19 protein-coding genes are annotated in these 16,978 nt (G+C 43.4%); 16 read left to right on the top strand and 3 right to left on the bottom strand.

All coding sequences use genetic code 11. The annotated features are described in order from the left end of the window. Positions 1–26 precede the first annotated feature (26 nt). A complete protein-coding gene (locus tag A0739_RS05210; protein WP_000079162.1) occupies positions 27–479 on the bottom strand; it encodes a universal stress protein in 453 nt (150 codons plus the stop codon). 166 nt (positions 480–645) lie between these two features. Between A0739_RS05210 and A0739_RS05215 the strand changes: the two genes are divergently transcribed. The 3 genes from A0739_RS05215 to rpmH all read left to right on the top strand — a co-directional run bounded on the left by A0739_RS05215 (position 646) and on the right by rpmH (position 2,583). Next, positions 646–945 (top strand): hypothetical protein, encoded by a 300-nt coding sequence (locus A0739_RS05215; protein WP_061587294.1) that lies wholly within the window; start codon positions 646–648, stop codon positions 943–945. 144 nt (positions 946–1,089) lie between these two features. After that, complete coding sequence (locus A0739_RS05220; protein ID WP_000666454.1) at positions 1,090–2,304, top strand: pyridoxal phosphate-dependent aminotransferase; 1,215 nt, start codon at positions 1,090–1,092, stop codon at positions 2,302–2,304. Between the two features lie 144 nt (positions 2,305–2,448). After that, the gene (gene rpmH, locus A0739_RS05225) at positions 2,449–2,583 is read left to right on the top strand and encodes a 50S ribosomal protein L34 (protein WP_000831905.1); all 135 of its coding nucleotides are present in this window, start codon (positions 2,449–2,451) and stop codon (positions 2,581–2,583) included. Between the two features lie 181 nt (positions 2,584–2,764). Here rpmH and A0739_RS05230 read toward each other — a convergent pair whose 3' ends face one another. Next, positions 2,765–4,609 (bottom strand): APC family permease, encoded by a 1,845-nt coding sequence (locus A0739_RS05230; RefSeq protein WP_061587295.1) that lies wholly within the window; start codon positions 4,607–4,609, stop codon positions 2,765–2,767. A gap of 151 nt (positions 4,610–4,760) precedes the next feature. Here A0739_RS05230 and A0739_RS05235 point away from each other — a divergent pair, with 151 nt between their 5' ends. From A0739_RS05235 to pflA, 13 genes are all read left to right on the top strand, one after another. Next, positions 4,761–5,537 (top strand): TatD family hydrolase, encoded by a 777-nt coding sequence (locus A0739_RS05235; RefSeq protein WP_061587335.1) that lies wholly within the window; start codon positions 4,761–4,763, stop codon positions 5,535–5,537. Continuing rightward, positions 5,534–6,097: a ribonuclease M5 gene (rnmV, locus tag A0739_RS05240; protein ID WP_033629292.1), complete on the top strand. Its 564-nt coding sequence runs from the start codon at positions 5,534–5,536 to the stop codon at positions 6,095–6,097. The genes A0739_RS05235 and rnmV overlap by 4 nt, the downstream gene beginning before the upstream one ends. A gap of 11 nt (positions 6,098–6,108) precedes the next feature. Further along, entirely contained in the window at positions 6,109–6,963 is an 855-nt protein-coding gene (locus tag A0739_RS05245; RefSeq protein ID WP_061587296.1) for an SDR family NAD(P)-dependent oxidoreductase, read from the top strand. Between the two features lie 193 nt (positions 6,964–7,156). After that, on the top strand, positions 7,157–7,492 hold the full coding sequence (locus A0739_RS05250) for a hypothetical protein (RefSeq protein WP_033629294.1): 336 nt from the start codon (positions 7,157–7,159) through the stop codon (positions 7,490–7,492). Next, the gene (gene rsmA / locus A0739_RS05255; RefSeq protein WP_061587297.1) at positions 7,489–8,361 is read left to right on the top strand and encodes a 16S rRNA (adenine(1518)-N(6)/adenine(1519)-N(6))-dimethyltransferase RsmA; all 873 of its coding nucleotides are present in this window, start codon (positions 7,489–7,491) and stop codon (positions 8,359–8,361) included. Before A0739_RS05250 ends, rsmA begins: the two co-directional genes overlap by 4 nt. A gap of 1 nt (position 8,362) precedes the next feature. Continuing rightward, the gene (rsgA, locus tag A0739_RS05260) at positions 8,363–9,226 is read left to right on the top strand and encodes a ribosome small subunit-dependent GTPase A (protein WP_155718969.1); all 864 of its coding nucleotides are present in this window, start codon (positions 8,363–8,365) and stop codon (positions 9,224–9,226) included. A 26-nt stretch (positions 9,227–9,252) separates the two neighbouring features. Continuing rightward, complete coding sequence (gene rpe, locus A0739_RS05265; RefSeq protein WP_033629296.1) at positions 9,253–9,909, top strand: ribulose-phosphate 3-epimerase; 657 nt, start codon at positions 9,253–9,255, stop codon at positions 9,907–9,909. Continuing rightward, positions 9,872–10,534, top strand: coding sequence for a thiamine diphosphokinase (locus A0739_RS05270; RefSeq protein ID WP_033629297.1), 663 nt, complete (start codon positions 9,872–9,874; stop codon positions 10,532–10,534). The genes rpe and A0739_RS05270 overlap by 38 nt, the downstream gene beginning before the upstream one ends. Before the next feature lies 1 nt (position 10,535). Continuing rightward, a complete protein-coding gene (locus A0739_RS05275; RefSeq protein WP_033629298.1) occupies positions 10,536–11,792 on the top strand; it encodes a DNA recombination protein RmuC in 1,257 nt (418 codons plus the stop codon). Next, complete coding sequence (locus tag A0739_RS05280) at positions 11,782–12,723, top strand: 3'-5' exoribonuclease YhaM family protein (RefSeq protein WP_033629299.1); 942 nt, start codon at positions 11,782–11,784, stop codon at positions 12,721–12,723. Before A0739_RS05275 ends, A0739_RS05280 begins: the two co-directional genes overlap by 11 nt. A 104-nt stretch (positions 12,724–12,827) precedes the next feature. After that, entirely contained in the window at positions 12,828–13,655 is an 828-nt protein-coding gene (gene purR, locus A0739_RS05285) for a pur operon repressor (protein ID WP_002874197.1), read from the top strand. A 66-nt stretch (positions 13,656–13,721) separates the two neighbouring features. Further along, positions 13,722–14,978: a diaminopimelate decarboxylase gene (locus A0739_RS05290; RefSeq protein WP_033629300.1), complete on the top strand. Its 1,257-nt coding sequence runs from the start codon at positions 13,722–13,724 to the stop codon at positions 14,976–14,978. A 121-nt stretch (positions 14,979–15,099) separates the two neighbouring features. After that, positions 15,100–15,894, top strand: a complete 795-nt coding sequence (gene pflA, locus A0739_RS05295; RefSeq protein ID WP_033629301.1) for a pyruvate formate-lyase-activating protein — start codon at positions 15,100–15,102, stop codon at positions 15,892–15,894. 72 nt (positions 15,895–15,966) lie between these two features. Here the strand turns inward: pflA and yidC are convergent, their stop codons facing one another. Next, complete coding sequence (yidC, locus tag A0739_RS05300) at positions 15,967–16,902, bottom strand: membrane protein insertase YidC (RefSeq protein WP_033629379.1); 936 nt, start codon at positions 16,900–16,902, stop codon at positions 15,967–15,969. Positions 16,903–16,978: the final 76 nt, after the last annotated feature.

A 16,978-nucleotide genomic window follows, 5' to 3' on the forward strand; every position in this document is an offset into this window, starting at 1 on the left:
GAGCTCAAGGCTCCCTTTTTTAATGATTACAATGTTTTTTCACTTTCTCTCACGACCAGTAAATCGACTTTTGCATGGCGGAGAATGTACTCAGATGAAGAGCCAACCAAGAGGCGTTCAAAGGCATTGAGCCCTGTTGCACCAACGAGAATCAGGTCAACATTTTCTGCGTCTGGAATAGTACGAGCAAGGAGGGTTTTTGGATTTCCCATTTCGATGACGATGTGAATATCGGTCACACCAGCATCTCTTGCGCGCTTTTCGTACTCCTTCATCAGACTTTCAGCATCGACTTGGAGTTCTTCGTAAACTTCAGCATCAAAGGTAGACACGCTTTGAAGAGCGCGTGTGTCGATAACATGGGCAATGGTGAGCTTGGATTCGTTGCGTAGAGCAGTGTAAACACCTTTGACGAAAGCCAAGTCCGCTTCTTTAGAACCATCAATTGCGACCATAACATTTTGGTAACGTTGTGCCATAATGAAACCTCCTGAAATTTTCTTACTGTTATTGTAACCCTTTTCACTAAAGAAGTAAAGTAAAAATCATATTTAAATAAATATTATTGGAGATTCAATTTGGTGGAGATATGTTAAAATAAAAGAAAACGGGATAGTAGGAAACACAGCGAGGGGATAAGAAAGTATGAAAGGGTCTGTTAAAGCTTCTAAAAAAATAAGTTTTCTTTATCATGGAATGATCCTTGCGTCACTTGTAGGTGAAGTAGTGATGCTTTGGCAGCTGGAAAGAGTCATGCCCGTTCTCTATCCAGGTTTTGTTGGATTTCTTCTCTTTCACCTAGTCTACCACATCATTTTATTTGTGATTGCAAAGAGAAGTTGTCGCTTGGACTATTTGGTCACGTGGGGGCTCTTTCTCATGTTTAATCTTTTGTATGATTCTTTTATAGCGCTGATCTTTCTAGGTTTGTCTTTTGGTATGTGAGAAAATACTTCTGTATTCTAGTTGTTTAGACGGTGAGAACCTAGTCGTTGTGAGTTTTTTTCTTTGCTTGCTCATTTCAGGAAACTTGTCGCAATCCCTTTCTAGTGGTATAATGTTACTATCTCGATGAATTGAGGAAACAAGATGAAAGAATATAACAAGTCTAGTAAGTTAGAGCACGTTGCCTATGATATCCGTGGCCCTGTTTTGGAAGAAGCCATGCGGATGCGAGCAAACGGAGAAAAGATTTTACGTCTGAATACAGGGAATCCAGCAGAATTTGGCTTTACAGCGCCAGACGAGGTCATTCATGACTTGATTATGAATGCGCGTGATAGTGAGGGATATTCTGACTCCAAAGGGATTTTCTCAGCCCGCAAGGCCATCATGCAGTATTGCCAACTGAAGAAATTTCCCAATGTGGACATTGATGATATCTACCTTGGAAATGGTGTCAGTGAGCTGATTGTTATGTCCATGCAAGGGCTTTTGGATAATGGCGATGAGGTCTTGGTACCTATGCCAGACTATCCTCTCTGGACAGCAGCGGTCAGCCTAGCTGGGGGAAATGCCGTTCACTATATCTGTGATGAAGCTGCAGAGTGGTACCCAGATATTGATGATATTAAGTCAAAAATTACTTCCAATACCAAGGCAATCGTCCTTATCAATCCGAACAACCCAACTGGAGCCCTTTATCCTAAGGAACTCTTGTTGGAGATTATTGAGATTGCTCGTCAAAACGATTTGATCATCTTTGCGGATGAAATTTATGATCGCATGGTGATGGATGGGCATGTGCATACGCCTGTGGCTAGCTTGGCACCAGATGTTTTCTGTGTCAGCATGAATGGTTTGTCAAAATCTCACCGTATCGCTGGTTTCCGTGTAGGATGGATGGTCTTGTCTGGTCCGAAGCACCATGTCAAGGGCTATATCGAAGGTCTCAATATGCTGTCCAATATGCGTCTTTGCTCTAACGTTTTGGCCCAGCAAGTCGTACAAACTTCACTAGGTGGGCACCAGTCAGTGGATGAATTGCTCCTTCCTGGTGGACGGATCTATGAGCAAAGAAACTTCATTTACAATGCCATTCAAGATATCCCAGGTTTGTCTGCGGTCAAGCCGAAGGCGGGTCTTTATATCTTCCCTAAAATTGACCGCAATATGTACCGCATCGATGATGATGAACAGTTCGTTCTTGATTTCTTGAAGCAAGAAAAGGTTCTCTTGGTTCATGGTCGTGGTTTTAACTGGAAGGAACCTGACCATTTCCGTATCGTTTACCTTCCTCGTGTGGACGAATTGGCGCAAATCCAAGAAAAGATGACACGTTTCTTGAGCCAGTATCGTAGATAAGGCTTTCATAGGGAAAAGCAGGAAACATTTCCTTAGGGCTATTGACAAATAGGTCAGAATCAGATAGAATAGTAAAGTATGTTTAGTAACTGATCACTTTATAGCCGGCTAAACGAATACAAAATCTATGAGGAGGTATTCATCGTGAAACGTACTTATCAACCAAGTAAACTTCGTCGTGCGCGTAAACACGGATTCCGTAACCGTATGTCAACTAAAAACGGTCGTCGCGTATTGGCAGCTCGTCGTCGTAAAGGACGCAAAGTTTTGGCTGCATAATTCAAACGAATTCAACAAAGAAGTCAGTAGGAACTCGAGTCTACTGACTTTTCTTTTTATCTTAAAGGGTGCATTGTCCTTGAAATCGGTCATTTCAGATGAAATTCATGGAGGGCTCGTTTAAAAGGTCACATACAAAAAACTCAAAACCAGATATAAGTTACTGATTTTGAGTTTTTGTTTATTCTTTTAAGTGATAAGAGTAGCTAGCGATAACGACGTCTTCATGCCATCTGAGAGCGTATTTTAGTTTGAGGCTCATTTGATTGTGCAGGATATTTTGCCAAGGCTTGTTAGGAATAAATTGTGGTACAAGAACTGTAACGGTGTAGTTTTTTTGCTTAGCTTCTTGGGCGATTCGTTTGACATACTTAACGCTAGGGGTGATGATGTCGCGGTAGCTGGTATTGATATTCTTCAGAGTGATATTTGGGAAGTAATCGGCAAATTCTTGGAGGATTTCTTGGTCTTTTTCGGCCGTTTCTTTAGTAGAAATGTGCATGGCTAACACTTCGTCACCGATACTTTGAGCGTAGTTAATGGCTCCGACACTTACTCGAGTGACATTTCCTACTAGAACAAGGACAAGATTGCCGTCATAGGTACGTTTTTCAATTCCTTCGTAGAGTCGTAGTTGTTTTGCCACTTTTTGGTAATGGCTGTGAATGGACAAAAAGAGGAAGGTTAAGACTAGGATAATTGGGAAGAATGGCCAGATATCACCCAGTCTGAAGAGGAGTAAAATGAGAACGATAGCATAACAAATGATGGCCCCAAGGATATTAGCAAAGGCAGGTTTTAAGAAGTTTGCTCCTTTTTCCTTTTTCCAATGACGAATCATCCCAGTCTGAGAAAGGGCAAATGGAACGAAGACCCCGATAGTATAAAGAGGAATCAAGCGTTCAGTATTCCCGTTAAAAATGAGAAGAAGGATCATAGCTCCAAAAGCCAGAGTTAAGATACCGTTGGAGTAGCCAAGGCGATCCCCTTTTTCCATAAAGAGATGGGGCATGTACTTGTTTTTAGCCATATTGTATGCCAGCATAGGGAAGGCTGAAAAGCCAGTATTTGCAGCTACAGCTAGAATCAAGGCTGTTGAGAACTGGAAGAGATAGTAGCTAGCATGGCCAAAGAATGAATCACCAAGAATGCCCTTGGCCATTTGCGAGAGGATGGTTTCTCCATTTTGAGGTGTGATGCCCATCCAGTAGTTTAGGAAGGTGATGCCTGCAAAAAGAAATCCTAAAATCAGCGACATGATGGTCAAGGTTTGAGCAGCATTCTTTTCTTTCGGAGTTTTGAAAAATGGTACCGCATTTGAAATAGCTTCAACCCCTGTCAGAGAGGCAGAGCCACTGGTAAAGGCTCTCAATAGGAGAACGATAGAAAGGCTCGGAACGGTTTTTCCAATGGTTGAAGTCGCCTGATAGTTTAGGGAACCTGTAAATAGTTGAAAGAATCCATAAAGCAAGAGAAAGACGGTACTGAAGATAAAGAGGTAGACGGGAATCATCAGAGAGCTGGCAGATTCTTTCAAGCCTCTTAAATTTAAGAGCATGAGCAGGCAGACTAGGAAAATAGAGATATGAAGATTGTAGGGATGGAGGGCAGGGATGGCTGCTGTAATAGCATCAGCTCCAGACGCAACGGATACGGCTACTGTCAGCATATAGTCAACAAGGAGGCTACCGCCTGCAATCAAGCCTAGTTCAGGGGAGAGATTTTCCCGAGTGACCATATAAGCCCCACCACCTTGAGGATAGGCGTGAATGATTTGACGATAGGAAATGGTCAAACTAGCGAGAAGTAAGAGGACAAAAATACCGATAGGGAGGCTCCACCAAATAGCGAGAGGAGAGAGACTGACTAAAACGAGAATGACCTGTTCAGGTCCATAGGCAATAGAAGACAGGGCATCACTGGATAACATTGCAAGTGCCTGCATTTTTCCAAGTAATCCCCCTTCACCATCTGTGAGAGACTTGAGTGGTCGACCGATAAAGGTATATTTTAATTTTCTAAACATTTTCTTTTCCTTTGATGAAAATTTCAATAAGTGTTATTATACTGCTTTGAAAAAAGGCAGTCAAGGGAGAATGATCGGTATTAGAATATTTTTACAAGCCGGGGGATGCTATTTTTGGTATAATAGATGGAAGAAAATGAGGTTAGAAGAGATGATTTTTGATACGCACACACATTTAAATGTAGAAGAATTTGCAGGACGTGAGGCAGAAGAAATCGCCTTGGCTGCTGAGATGGGTGTGACGCGGATGAATATTGTTGGCTTTGACAAGCCGACTATAGAGCGCGCCTTGGAGTTAGTAGATGAGTATGAGCAACTATACGCAACTATTGGCTGGCACCCGACTGAAGCAGGGACATATACAGACGAGGTCGAAGCTTACTTGCTTGAAAAACTAAAACATCCCAAAGTTGTTGCCTTGGGGGAGATTGGTTTGGACTATCACTGGATGACAGCATCTAAGGAGGTGCAGGAGCAGGTTTTTCGCCGTCAGATTCAATTATCCAAGGAGTTAGATTTACCTTTTGTGGTCCATACCCGTGATGCGCTAGAAGATACTTATGAGATCATCAAGAGCGAGGGAGTTGGTCCTCGTGGTGGCATCATGCATTCATTTTCAGGTTCTCTTGAGTGGGCTGAGAAGTTTGTCGAGCTTGGAATGACTATTTCTTTCTCAGGTGTGGTGACCTTTAAGAAAGCGACGGATATCCAAGAAGCTGCCAGAGAACTTCCTTTGGAAAAGATTTTGGTAGAGACGGATGCCCCTTACCTGGCTCCTGTTCCTAAACGTGGCCGTGAAAACAAAACTGCCTACACACGATACGTGGTGGACTTTATCGCCGACTTGCGTGGGATGACGACCGAGGAGTTAGCAGCAGCAACGACTGCAAATGCCGAGCGTATTTTTGGATTGGAAAAACAATCATGAAAGAGAAAATTTCCCAAGTCATCGTAGTCGAAGGACGGGATGATACAGCTAATCTCAAACGTTATTTTGACGTAGAGACCTATGAGACACGAGGATCGGCAATCAATAATCAAGATATAGAGCGAATTCAACGCCTGCATGAACTGCATGGAGTCATTGTCTTTACAGATCCTGACTTTAACGGTGAGCGCATTCGTCGCATGATTATGACGGCCCTTCCAACAGTGCAGCATGCCTTTCTCAAGCGAGATGAGGCTGTTCCCAAATCCAAGACCAAGGGGCGTTCACTGGGAATCGAACACGCCAGCTACGAAGATCTAAAAACAGCGCTGGCTCAGGTGACAGAGCAATTTGAAAACAAGAACGAGTTTGACATCAGTCGTGGTGACTTGATTCGCCTAGGTTTCTTGGCGGGAGCAGACAGTCGTAGGCGTAGAGAGTATCTAGGCGAACAGCTCCGCATCGGCTATTCCAACGGCAAGCAACTCCTCAAGCGGTTGGAGTTGTTTGGAGTAACCTTGGCAGAAGTGGAAGAAGTGATGGCTAAGTATTCAGACTAACGGAGTCAGAAATGAAAAAAGTGATTATTACGGGTGGCAATAGTGGTATTGGCTATCAGGCTGCAAAACAATTAGCTGAAAAGGACTGGTCAGTGACTCTATTTTGCCGACGGAAAGAAGCTGCTGAGCAAGCCTGTGAGAAAATCCGTCAACAAACAGGAAACCCACATGTAGATTATATATTGGTTGATCTATCTGATGTGAAGAGTGTCAGGAAAGCGGTAGAACAGTATATCCAAAAAGAAGAGACTTTAGATGTTTTAATGAACAATGCGGCTGATTTTGATTTGTCAGTCAAAAAGCCCATCCTGACTAGGGAGGGATTAGAAAAGCAATTTGCGACCAATGTTGTCGCCCCTTTCTTGCTTTCTATCTTGTTGAAAGGTTTGTTGGAAAAGTCAAAAAGTGGTCGGATTATTAATATCTCTTCCCAAGGGCTGATGCTTTATCCTTTCATGAAGCTTGATTTTGAAAATTTAGCTGGTCAAAAACATTATAGTCCTGCCAAGACCTATTATCAGAATAAACTGGCCTTGTTGATGCTGTCGCATTATATGCGGAAACATTGGAAAGGTATCAAAATTCAGGCAATCCGTGTGACCAATGTCAAAGTTGATATGCGCCGCTATGATCACCTCAGCGCTTTTATGAAAAATTTGTATAAAATCAAGTCAAGATTTTCAATTAGCCCTGAAAAAATGGCCAAAGTCTATACAGCCTTATCTACAGAAGATGGATATGACGGGTTTTTGTATGACGAGAAATGTAGGGAAGTAAAAGCAAATAGATTTGCTTATGAAGAAGCGGAGCAAGCAAAACTCTATTCCTTACTTGAACAACTGACCTTTTCAAGAGACAATCTATAAAGAATTAGAAAAATAAATTTTATGCTTACTTCAATAGTGGAAAGAAATTTAGATATCGAAATCTGTTTGGAGAGTCCTGAAAAGTAATAACAATAACCAGATAGTCCAAAAATACAAAGGGAATGTGTTACAATAGAGGTACTTAGATTTATTTTGATAGCGTTAAAATAGAAACTTATAAGGACAGTGCGAAATGAAAATTCGAGTTAATAGAGATTCTGTATGTATGGGGGACGATGTATTGCCTCATGAGACAGAATTTGAGATTCCTGAAGATATGACGGTGAACGAATTTTTTGACTTTCTAGAAAAGGAACGTTATTTGCCGTCTGTTCAAGGAAACAATGTCGCTTGGGAACTCCGTAATCGAAATGGGGAACAAGGTGTTTATTTCACCAAAACACGAGAGATTATTCATCCAGATGCGGTCTTAAAAGAAATGCTGGAAGGAATTACTGAGATTCCCTTATTTGTTTTGCTCTATCATTATACCCCGGAAGCATACTATATTAGAAAAGAGAATAAATGAGAATTGCAGATTATAGCGTGACTAAGGCAGTGCTGGAGCGTCACGGTTTTACCTTTAAAAAGTCCTTCGGGCAAAATTTCCTGACGGATACCAATATTCTTCAAAAGATCGTGGATACAGCTGAAATTGACGATCAGGTTAATGTCATTGAAATTGGGCCAGGAATTGGTGCCTTGACGGAGTTTCTGGCTGAGCGTGCAGCTCAAGTTATGGCCTTTGAGATCGACCACCGTTTGGTACCGATTTTGGCAGATACCCTGCGTGATTTTGACAATGTGACAGTAGTCAACGAGGACATTCTCAAAGTTGATTTGGCGCAGCATATCCAGAGTTTCAAAAATCCAGACCTACCAATCAAGGTAGTAGCCAACTTGCCTTACTATATCACAACGCCTATTCTCATGCACTTGATTGAAAGTGGCATTCCTTTTAGTGAGTTTGTCGTCATGATGCAGAAAGAAGTGGCAGATCGCATCTCAGCACAGCCAAATACCAAGGCTTATGGTAGTTTGTCGATCGCTGTCCAGTATTACATGACAGCCAAGGTTGCCTTTATCGTGCCTCGTACGGTCTTTGTGCCAGCACCAAATGTTGACTCGGCTATCCTGAAAATGGTGCGTCGTCCAGAGCCAGCGGTTGCGGTAGAGGATGAGAACTTCTTCTTTAAGGTTTCCAAGGCTAGTTTCACTCATCGTCGCAAGACCTTGTGGAACAACTTAACAGGCTACTTTGGGAAAACTGATGAAGTCAAGGATAAGCTGACCAAGGCTTTGGATCAAGCAGGTTTGTCACCAAGTGTACGTGGGGAAGCACTAAGCTTGGAAGAATTTGCTAGTTTAGCAGATGCGCTCAAAGGACAAGGACTCTAAGATGCAGGGACAAATCATTAAAGCTTTGGCGGGCTTCTATTATGTGGAGAGTGACGGTCAGGTTTATCAAACACGCGCGCGTGGGAATTTCCGTAAAAAAGGTCATACACCCTATGTTGGGGATTGGGTAGATTTTTCTGCAGAGGAAAATTCCGAAGGTTATATCCTCAAAATTCACGAACGGGAAAATAGTCTGGTCCGTCCGCCTATTGTCAATATTGACCAAGCTGTGGTGATCATGTCCGTCAAGGAACCGGACTTCAACAGCAACTTGTTGGATCGTTTCTTGGTTCTTTTGGAACACAAGGGCATCCATCCCATCGTCTATATTTCCAAAATGGATTTGCTGGAAGATAGGGAAGAATTAAGTTTTTACCAACAAACCTATCGTGCCATTGGTTATGACTTTGTGACCAGTAAGGAAGAGCTCTTACCTCTGTTGACAGGGAAAGTGACGGTCTTTATGGGGCAGACTGGTGTTGGAAAATCAACCCTCCTCAATAAAATCGCACCAGATCTCAATCTTGAAACAGGAGAGATCTCAGACAGTCTAGGTCGTGGTCGCCATACCACTCGAGCTGTTAGTTTTTACAATCTCAATGGGGGTAAAATCGCGGACACGCCAGGATTTTCATCACTGGATTATGAAGTGTCAACGGCTGAAGACCTCAATCAGGCCTTTCCAGAGATTGCCAGTGTCAGTCGAGACTGTAAATTCCGTATTTGTACCCATACCCATGAACCGTCCTGTGCGGTTAAGCCGGCTGTAGAAGAAGGCGCTATTGCAACCTTCCGTTTTGACAACTACCTGCAATTTCTCAGTGAAATTGAAAATCGCAGAGAAACCTATAAAAAAAGTCAGTAAAAAAATTCCAAAATAAGGAGAAACCTATGTCTCAATACAAGATTGCTCCGTCAATTCTGGCAGCAGATTATGCCAACTTTGAACGTGAAATCAAACGCCTAGAAGCAACTGGTGCAGAATATGCCCATATCGATATCATGGATGGTCACTTTGTACCGCAAATCAGTTTTGGTGCAGGTGTGGTCGAAGCTCTTCGTCCACATAGTAAGATGGTCTTTGACTGCCACTTGATGGTAGCTAATCCTGAGCATCATCTAGAAGATTTTGCGCGTGCAGGGGCAGATATCATCAGCATCCATGTCGAAGCAACACCTCATATCCATGGAGCTCTTCAAAAAATTCGTTCTCTTGGTGTCAAACCTTCGGTCGTCATTAACCCTGGTACACCTGTTGAGGCGATTAAGCATGTGCTACACTTAGTTGACCAAGTATTAGTCATGACAGTTAACCCTGGATTTGGCGGACAAGCTTTTCTGCCTGAAACCATGGATAAGATTCGTGAGTTGGTTGCCCTTCGTCAGGAAAAAGGTTTGAGCTTTGAGATTGAAGTTGATGGTGGGATTGATGACCAGACCATTGCTCAAGCTAAAGAAGCTGGAGCAACCGTTTTTGTAGCAGGATCCTATGTCTTTAAGGGAGATGTCAATGAACGAGTGCAAACTCTCAGAAAACAGCTGGACTAGGGTGGCTGTTTTTGCCGGCGGAGATCGCGGTCATTATCGGACGAATTTTGATAGCTTTGTTGGTGTGGATCGTGGTTCGCTCTGGGTCTTGGAAGAAGACCTGCCTCTCACTATAGCAGTTGGGGATTTTGATTCGGTGACTGCAGACGAACGTCAGTTGATTCAAAAACGTGCCCAACATTTTGTTCAAGCCCAGCCAGAAAAGGATGATACGGATCTGGAATTGGCTCTTTTAACCATCTTTGAGCAAAATCCCCAGGCTCAGGTGACTATTTTCGGTGCTCTTGGTGGTCGGATCGACCACATGCTGGCCAATGTCTTTCTGCCTAGCAATCCCAAGTTGGCACCCTATATGCGCCAGATAGCGATTGAGGATGGGCAAAATGTGATTGCCTATTGTCCAGAAGGGACCAGTCAGCTAGAGCCCCGTTTAGACTACGATTATCTAGCCTTTATGCCAGTTCGGGATAGCCAGCTGACCATTATCGGAGCCAAGTACGAATTGACAGAGGAAAATTTTTTCTTTAAAAAAGTGTACGCTTCTAACGAATATATAGATAGGGAAGTTTCGGTAACTTGCCCAGATGGCTATGTCGTCGTGCTGCATAGTAAGGACAGGAGGTAGGATGGAGACTGTATTACTACTATTATTAATTGCTAACCTAGCTGGACTCTTTCTGATTTGGCAAAGGCAGGATAAGCAAGACAAGTACCTAGCCAAGAGCTTGGAGGATCAGGCAGACAATCTTTCAGACCAACTGGATTATCGCTTTGAACAAGCTAGGCAAGCCAGTCAGCTAGATCAAAAAGACTTGGAAGTGGCCGTCAGCGACCGTTTGCAAGAAGTGCGAATGGAGTTGCACCAAGGTCTGACTCAAGTTAGACAGGAGATGAACGAGAATCTCCTTCAAACCAGAGATAAGACCGACCAACGTCTCCAAGCCCTGCAGGAGTCCAATGAGCAACGTTTGGAACAAATACGTCAAACTGTCGAGGAAAAGTTAGAAAAGACCTTGCAGACGCGCTTGCAGGCTTCCTTCGAGACAGTTTCCAAACAACTGGAGTCTGTCAATCGTGGTCTTGGAGAGATGCAGACAGTTGCCCGCGATGTTGGTGCCCTCAACAAGGTTCTCTCTGGGACCAAGACGCGAGGGATTCTGGGAGAGTTGCAACTGGGGCAAATCATCGAAGACATCATGACTCCTGCCCAGTACGAACGAGAATTTGCAACGGTTGAAAACTCCAGCGAGCGAGTAGAGTACGCCATCAAGTTACCTGGCCAAGGCGACCAGGAATATGTCTACTTACCGATTGACTCCAAGTTTCCACTGGCAGATTATTACCGCCTAGAAGAAGCCTATGAAGCAGGTGACAAGGACGAGATTGAACGTTGTCGTAAATCTCTCCTAGCAAGTGTTAAGCGTTTCGCCAAGGATATCAAGAGCAAGTACATAGCGCCGCCTCGGACGACTAATTTTGGGGTTTTGTTTGTTCCGACAGAAGGACTTTACTCAGAGATTGTTCGCAATCCGGTCTTCTTTGATGATTTGAGACGGGAGGAGCAGATTATTGTCGCGGGTCCAAGTACCCTATCAGCCCTGCTTAATTCCCTATCAGTTGGCTTCAAAACTCTCAATATCCAAAAGAGTGCCGACCATATCAGCAAGACCCTAGCTAGTGTCAAGACCGAGTTTGGCAAGTTCGGAGGCATTCTGGTCAAGGCGCAAAAGCATCTCCAACATGCCTCTGGCAATATTGATGAATTATTAAACCGTCGTACTACAGCTATCGAGCGGACGCTCCGTCACATTGAGTTATCAGAAGGTGAGCCTGCGCTTGATCTACTCCATTTCCAAGAAGATGAGGAAGAATATGAAGATTAGTCACATGAAAAAAGATGAGCTGTTTGAAGGTTTTTACCTGATTAAGTCAGCTGACCTAAGACAGACGCGTGCTGGGAAAAACTACCTAGCCTTTACCTTCCAAGACGATAGTGGCGAGATTGAAGGGAAACTCTGGGATGCCCAACCTCATAACGTCGAGGCCTTTACCGCAGGGAAAGTAGTCCACATGCAGGGACGTCGAGAAGTTTATAACAACACTCCTCAAGTCAATCAAATCACGCTTCGCTTGCCTCAGCCTGGGGAACCCAATGATCCAGCTGACTTCAAGGTCAAGTCACCAGTCGATGTCAAGGAGATTCGTGACTACATGTCGCAAATGATTTTCAAGATTGAAAATCCTGTCTGGCAGCGTATCGTTCGTAGTCTCTACACCAAGTATGATAAGGAATTCTACTCCTATCCAGCTGCCAAGACCAACCACCATGCTTTTGAAACGGGTTTGGCCTATCATACAGCAACCATGGTGCGCTTGGCAGATGCCATTAGCGATATCTATCCTCAGCTCAATAAGAACCTCCTCTATGCCGGGATTATGTTGCACGACTTGGCCAAGGTTCTAGAACTCAGCGGTCCTGATCAGACGGAGTACACAGTGCGAGGCAATCTCATCGGTCATATCGCCCTCATCGATAGCGAAATTACCAAGACAGTTATGGAACTGGGCATCGATGATACTAGAGAAGAAGTGGTGCTACTGCGCCATGTCATCCTTAGTCACCATGGCTTGCTGGAGTATGGTAGTCCAGTCCGTCCACGCATTATGGAGGCAGAGATTATTCATATGATTGACAATCTAGATGCCAGCATGATGATGATGTCAACAGCTCTTGCTTTGGTGGATAAAGGAGAAATGACCAACAAAATCTTCGCTATGGACAATCGTTCCTTCTATAAACCAGATTTAGATTAATAATTTAAGAAAAACGAGCATTTTTTACGCAATAATGTTCGTTTTTTTATGTGAATGTGGTATAATGGATAAAATATCAAAATTAAATGGAATGGTAAATAAAAATGAAATTAAGAAGAAGTGATCGGATGGTTGTCATTTCCAACTATTTGATTAATAATCCATACAAACTAACCAGTCTCAACACCTTTGCAGAAAAGTACGAATCTGCTAAATCATCGATTTCAGAGGACATCGTGATTATCAAGCGTGCCTTTGAGGAAATCGAAATCGGTCATATTCAGACTGTGACTGGAGCAGGTGGTGGCGTTATCTTTACACCATCAATCTCGAGTCATGAAGCCAAAGAAATGATCGCAGACTTGCGTGACAAACTTTCAGAAAGCGACCGTATCTTGCCAGGTGGTTATATCTACCTGTCTGATTTGCTCAGTACACCTGCCATTTTGAAAAATATTGGGCGCATCATTGCCAAGAGCTTTATGGACCAAAAAATCGATGCCGTTATGACAGTAGCAACAAAAGGTGTGCCACTTGCAAATGCAGTTGCCAATGTCCTCAATGTTCCATTTGTCATTGTGCGCCGTGACTTGAAAATTACCGAAGGTTCAACGGTCAGCGTCAACTATGTTTCAGGTTCCAGCGGTGACCGTATTGAGAAAATGTTCCTTTCAAAACGCAGTCTCAAGGCAGGAAGTCGTGTCTTGATTGTGGATGACTTCTTGAAAGGTGGCGGAACGGTCAACGGGATGATTAGTCTCTTGCGTGAGTTTGACTCTGAACTAGCTGGTGTCGCAGTCTTTGCAGACAATGCCCAAGAAGAACGTGAAAAGCAGTTTGATTACAAGTCACTCTTGAAAGTAACCAATATTGATGTTAAGAACCAATCCATCGATGTTGAGATTGGAAATATCTTTGACGAAGACAAATAAGAGATAGAACTAAAGGTTGGAACGATTGTCCCAGCCTTTCTTTGCAAACAGAATAGAAGGATGCTTATGAAAACACCATTTATCAGCCGTGAAGATTTAGAAACAATTGTTGCAGAGTTCCCGACTCCTTTTCACTTGTATGATGAGAAGGGGATTCGCGAGAAAGCGCGAGCAGTCAACCAGGCCTTTGCTTGGAATAAGGGATTCAAAGAATATTTTGCAGTTAAGGCTACTCCAACCCCAGCCATCTTGAAAATCCTCCAAGAGGAAGGTTGCGGTGTGGACTGTTCTAGTTATGTAGAGCTCTTGATGAGCCATAAACTGGATTTTCCGGGTTCTGAAATCATGTTCTCTTCTAACAACACGCCTGACAAGGAATATGCCTATGCGCGTGAATTAGGTGCGACCATTAACTTGGATGCCTTTGAAGATATTGAACATCTGGAGCGAGCAGCAGGTATTCCAGAAATCATCTCTTGTCGTTACAATCCTGGAGGAGTTTTTGAGCTAGGAACAGACATCATGGACAATCCTGGAGAAGCCAAGTTTGGGATGACCAAGGACCAGCTTTTTGAAGCCTTTGCGAGTTTGAAGGAAAAAGGAGCCAAGACTTTTGGGGTTCACTCTTTCCTAGCATCCAATACCGTGACCCATCTCTACTACCCAGAGTTGGCGCGTCAGCTTTTTGAATTAGCCGTTGAAATCAAGGAAAAGTTGGGCATTTCACTAGACTTTATCAATCTTTCCGGCGGAATCGGAGTCAATTATCGTCCTGAGCAGGAGCCAAATGACATTGCTGTGATTGGTGAGGGAGTGCGTAAGGTTTATGAAGAAGTTCTTACACCTGCAGGACTTGGTCAGGTTAAGATTTTCACCGAATTGGGTCGCTTTATGTTGGCCCCTCACGGAGCTTTGGTCACAAGAGTCACTCATAAGAAAAAAACCTATCGTACCTATCTGGGCGTGGATGCATCAGCAGTCAACCTCATGCGCCCAGCCATGTATGGAGCCTACCACCATATCACCAATCTGACCCATCCAGATGAACCTGTTGAGGTGGTAGACGTGGTCGGTTCACTCTGTGAAAACAATGATAAATTTGCAGTGAACCGCGAACTACCTCATACAGAAATCGGTGATTTACTGGTGATTCATGATACAGGTGCACATGGATTCTCCATGGGTTACCAGTACAATGCCAAACTACGCTCGGCAGAAATTCTCTATACCGAAGAAGGAAAAGCCCGCCAAATCCGCCGTGCAGAGTGCCCTGAGGACTATTTTGCAACCTTGTATGGTTTTGATTTTGAATCGGATCAGTAAAAGAAATTGAAAATGAAAGTGAAAAACAGATTGCTTTCTAAAAAATAGACAAAAAAACCTTGTTTTTCACCTTACTCGTGATATAATAAAACTATAAAACGGTTTCAAGGAAGGTGACGATATGTCTGAAGAAACAATTGACTATGGACAAGTGACAGGAATGGTGCATTCGACAGAGAGTTTTGGGGCGGTAGATGGCCCTGGGATTCGGTTTATTGTCTTTTTGCAGGGCTGTCACATGCGTTGCCAGTACTGTCATAACCCCGATACATGGGCGATGGAGACCAATAAATCACGCGAACGGACAGTAGACGATGTTTTGTCAGAAGCCCTTCGCTACCGTGGATTCTGGGGAGACAAGGGAGGAATCACTGTTAGTGGTGGAGAAGCCCTCTTACAGATTGATTTCCTAATTGCCCTCTTTACCAAAGCCAAGGAAAAAGGAATCCACTGTACCTTGGATACCTGTGCCCTTCCGTTCCGTAATAAACCACGTTATCTCGAAAAGTTTAATAAACTCATGGCGGTGACAGACTTGGTTCTCTTGGATATCAAGGAAATCAACGAAGAACAGCATAAGATTGTCACAAGTCAAACCAATAAAAACATCTTGGCCTGTGCCCAGTACCTATCAGATATCGGGAAGCCTGTTTGGATTCGCCATGTGCTGGTTCCGGGATTGACAGACAGAGATGACGACTTGATCGAACTTGGTAAATTCGTCAAAACCCTCAAAAATGTTGACAAGTTTGAAATCTTGCCTTATCACACGATGGGTGAGTTCAAGTGGCGTGAACTTGGAATTCCTTATTCGCTTGAAGGGGTCAAACCTCCAACAGCAGACCGTGTCAAGAATGCCAAGGAATTGATGGATACAGAAAGTTACCAAGACTACATGAAACGTGTTCATGGATAAAAAAGAAGCCTGATGGAGACATCGGGCTTTTGTGATGCATAAAAAGCCTAGCCTTTCAGCTAAGCTTTTTTCTTATTTTCTAGAATGTTGTTTTCCAGCATTGCGTTTTTTATGTTTCTTATTGGTCATGATCGCAGTTGCTTGGTTTGGAGTGACATCTTTGCGTCCGCCTCCGCCTCCAGTTGAAAACGAACTTGCTTTTGGTGGGTTTTTGGCAAATTCTTCACGAACTTTTTTGCGAAGTTTTGGACGAACAACATAGTTAACGATGAACTGTTGGAGAATCATCATGAAACCACCGACAACCCAGTAAAGCGTCACACTGGCTGGTGAGAAGAGGGAGAAGACCACAATCATGAGTGGGCTCATGTAGATCATTTTCTTGAGCTGTTCTCTTTGCATCTCATCTTCTACGCCATGAAGCGAGAGGAGTGATTGGAGGTAGTAGAGGACACCAGCAAAGGCTACGAGGATCATACTTGGTGAACCAAGATCGATACCCAAGAAGGTAGAGCTAGCTACCCCTTCAGTGTGCTGGGCTGCAAAGTATATAGCAGAGAAGAATGGCATTTGAATGAGGATAGGGAAGCATCCTACACCACCTAACATGCTAATACCGTGTTCTTTCTGAGCAGCAAAAAGAGCTTGTTGAGCCTCAAGTTTTTCTTCCTGAGTTGTTGCCTCTTTAAGGCGTGTTTGATGTGGTTCAAGGACGTGTTTGAGAGCATTCATCTTTTCAGAGTGAAGTGTTGCCTTCCATGATTGGTAGATACCAAGTGGCAAGATAATCAAGCGCACGATTATGGTTACGATAATGATAGCCACACCAAAGCCTAGACCTTTATCAGTAGCGAAGTACTTGATAGCTTCTCCCATCGGAGCACCCAAGAAATCCCAAACGGGACCAATTGGCTTACCTGTTGCTTTGTCTACTTGGACACAGCCTGTCAAGACGAGTAGCATAGCCACTCCCATAGCAGAGAGGGCAAAACGTTTAATAGATTTCAATGTTTTCATTCCTTCTTTAAAAATTATACCTTTCTATTCTACTGTTTTTTTGTAAAATATACAATAGTTCTAGAGA

This window comes from Streptococcus oralis, assembly GCF_001588645.1.
Lineage (GTDB): Bacteria > Bacillota > Bacilli > Lactobacillales > Streptococcaceae > Streptococcus > Streptococcus oralis_AB.

What these genes read in the sequence shown, in the direction of transcription:
- A0739_RS05210 (WP_000079162.1), bottom strand. Translation starts at nt 479, where the DNA reads ATGGCACAACGTTACCAAAATGTTATGGTCGCAATTGATGGTTCTAAA.
- A0739_RS05215 (WP_061587294.1), top strand. Translation starts at nt 646, where the DNA reads ATGAAAGGGTCTGTTAAAGCTTCTAAAAAAATAAGTTTTCTTTATCAT.
- A0739_RS05220 (WP_000666454.1), top strand. Translation starts at nt 1,090, where the DNA reads ATGAAAGAATATAACAAGTCTAGTAAGTTAGAGCACGTTGCCTATGAT.
- A0739_RS05230 (WP_061587295.1), bottom strand. Translation starts at nt 4,609, where the DNA reads ATGTTTAGAAAATTAAAATATACCTTTATCGGTCGACCACTCAAGTCT.
- A0739_RS05235 (WP_061587335.1), top strand. Translation starts at nt 4,761, where the DNA reads ATGATTTTTGATACGCACACACATTTAAATGTAGAAGAATTTGCAGGA.
- rnmV (WP_033629292.1), top strand. Translation starts at nt 5,534, where the DNA reads ATGAAAGAGAAAATTTCCCAAGTCATCGTAGTCGAAGGACGGGATGAT.
- A0739_RS05245 (WP_061587296.1), top strand. Translation starts at nt 6,109, where the DNA reads ATGAAAAAAGTGATTATTACGGGTGGCAATAGTGGTATTGGCTATCAG.
- A0739_RS05250 (WP_033629294.1), top strand. Translation starts at nt 7,157, where the DNA reads ATGAAAATTCGAGTTAATAGAGATTCTGTATGTATGGGGGACGATGTA.
- rsmA (WP_061587297.1), top strand. Translation starts at nt 7,489, where the DNA reads ATGAGAATTGCAGATTATAGCGTGACTAAGGCAGTGCTGGAGCGTCAC.
- rsgA (WP_155718969.1), top strand. Translation starts at nt 8,363, where the DNA reads ATGCAGGGACAAATCATTAAAGCTTTGGCGGGCTTCTATTATGTGGAG.
- rpe (WP_033629296.1), top strand. Translation starts at nt 9,253, where the DNA reads ATGTCTCAATACAAGATTGCTCCGTCAATTCTGGCAGCAGATTATGCC.
- A0739_RS05270 (WP_033629297.1), top strand. Translation starts at nt 9,872, where the DNA reads ATGAACGAGTGCAAACTCTCAGAAAACAGCTGGACTAGGGTGGCTGTT.
- A0739_RS05275 (WP_033629298.1), top strand. Translation starts at nt 10,536, where the DNA reads ATGGAGACTGTATTACTACTATTATTAATTGCTAACCTAGCTGGACTC.
- A0739_RS05280 (WP_033629299.1), top strand. Translation starts at nt 11,782, where the DNA reads ATGAAGATTAGTCACATGAAAAAAGATGAGCTGTTTGAAGGTTTTTAC.
- purR (WP_002874197.1), top strand. Translation starts at nt 12,828, where the DNA reads ATGAAATTAAGAAGAAGTGATCGGATGGTTGTCATTTCCAACTATTTG.
- A0739_RS05290 (WP_033629300.1), top strand. Translation starts at nt 13,722, where the DNA reads ATGAAAACACCATTTATCAGCCGTGAAGATTTAGAAACAATTGTTGCA.
- pflA (WP_033629301.1), top strand. Translation starts at nt 15,100, where the DNA reads ATGTCTGAAGAAACAATTGACTATGGACAAGTGACAGGAATGGTGCAT.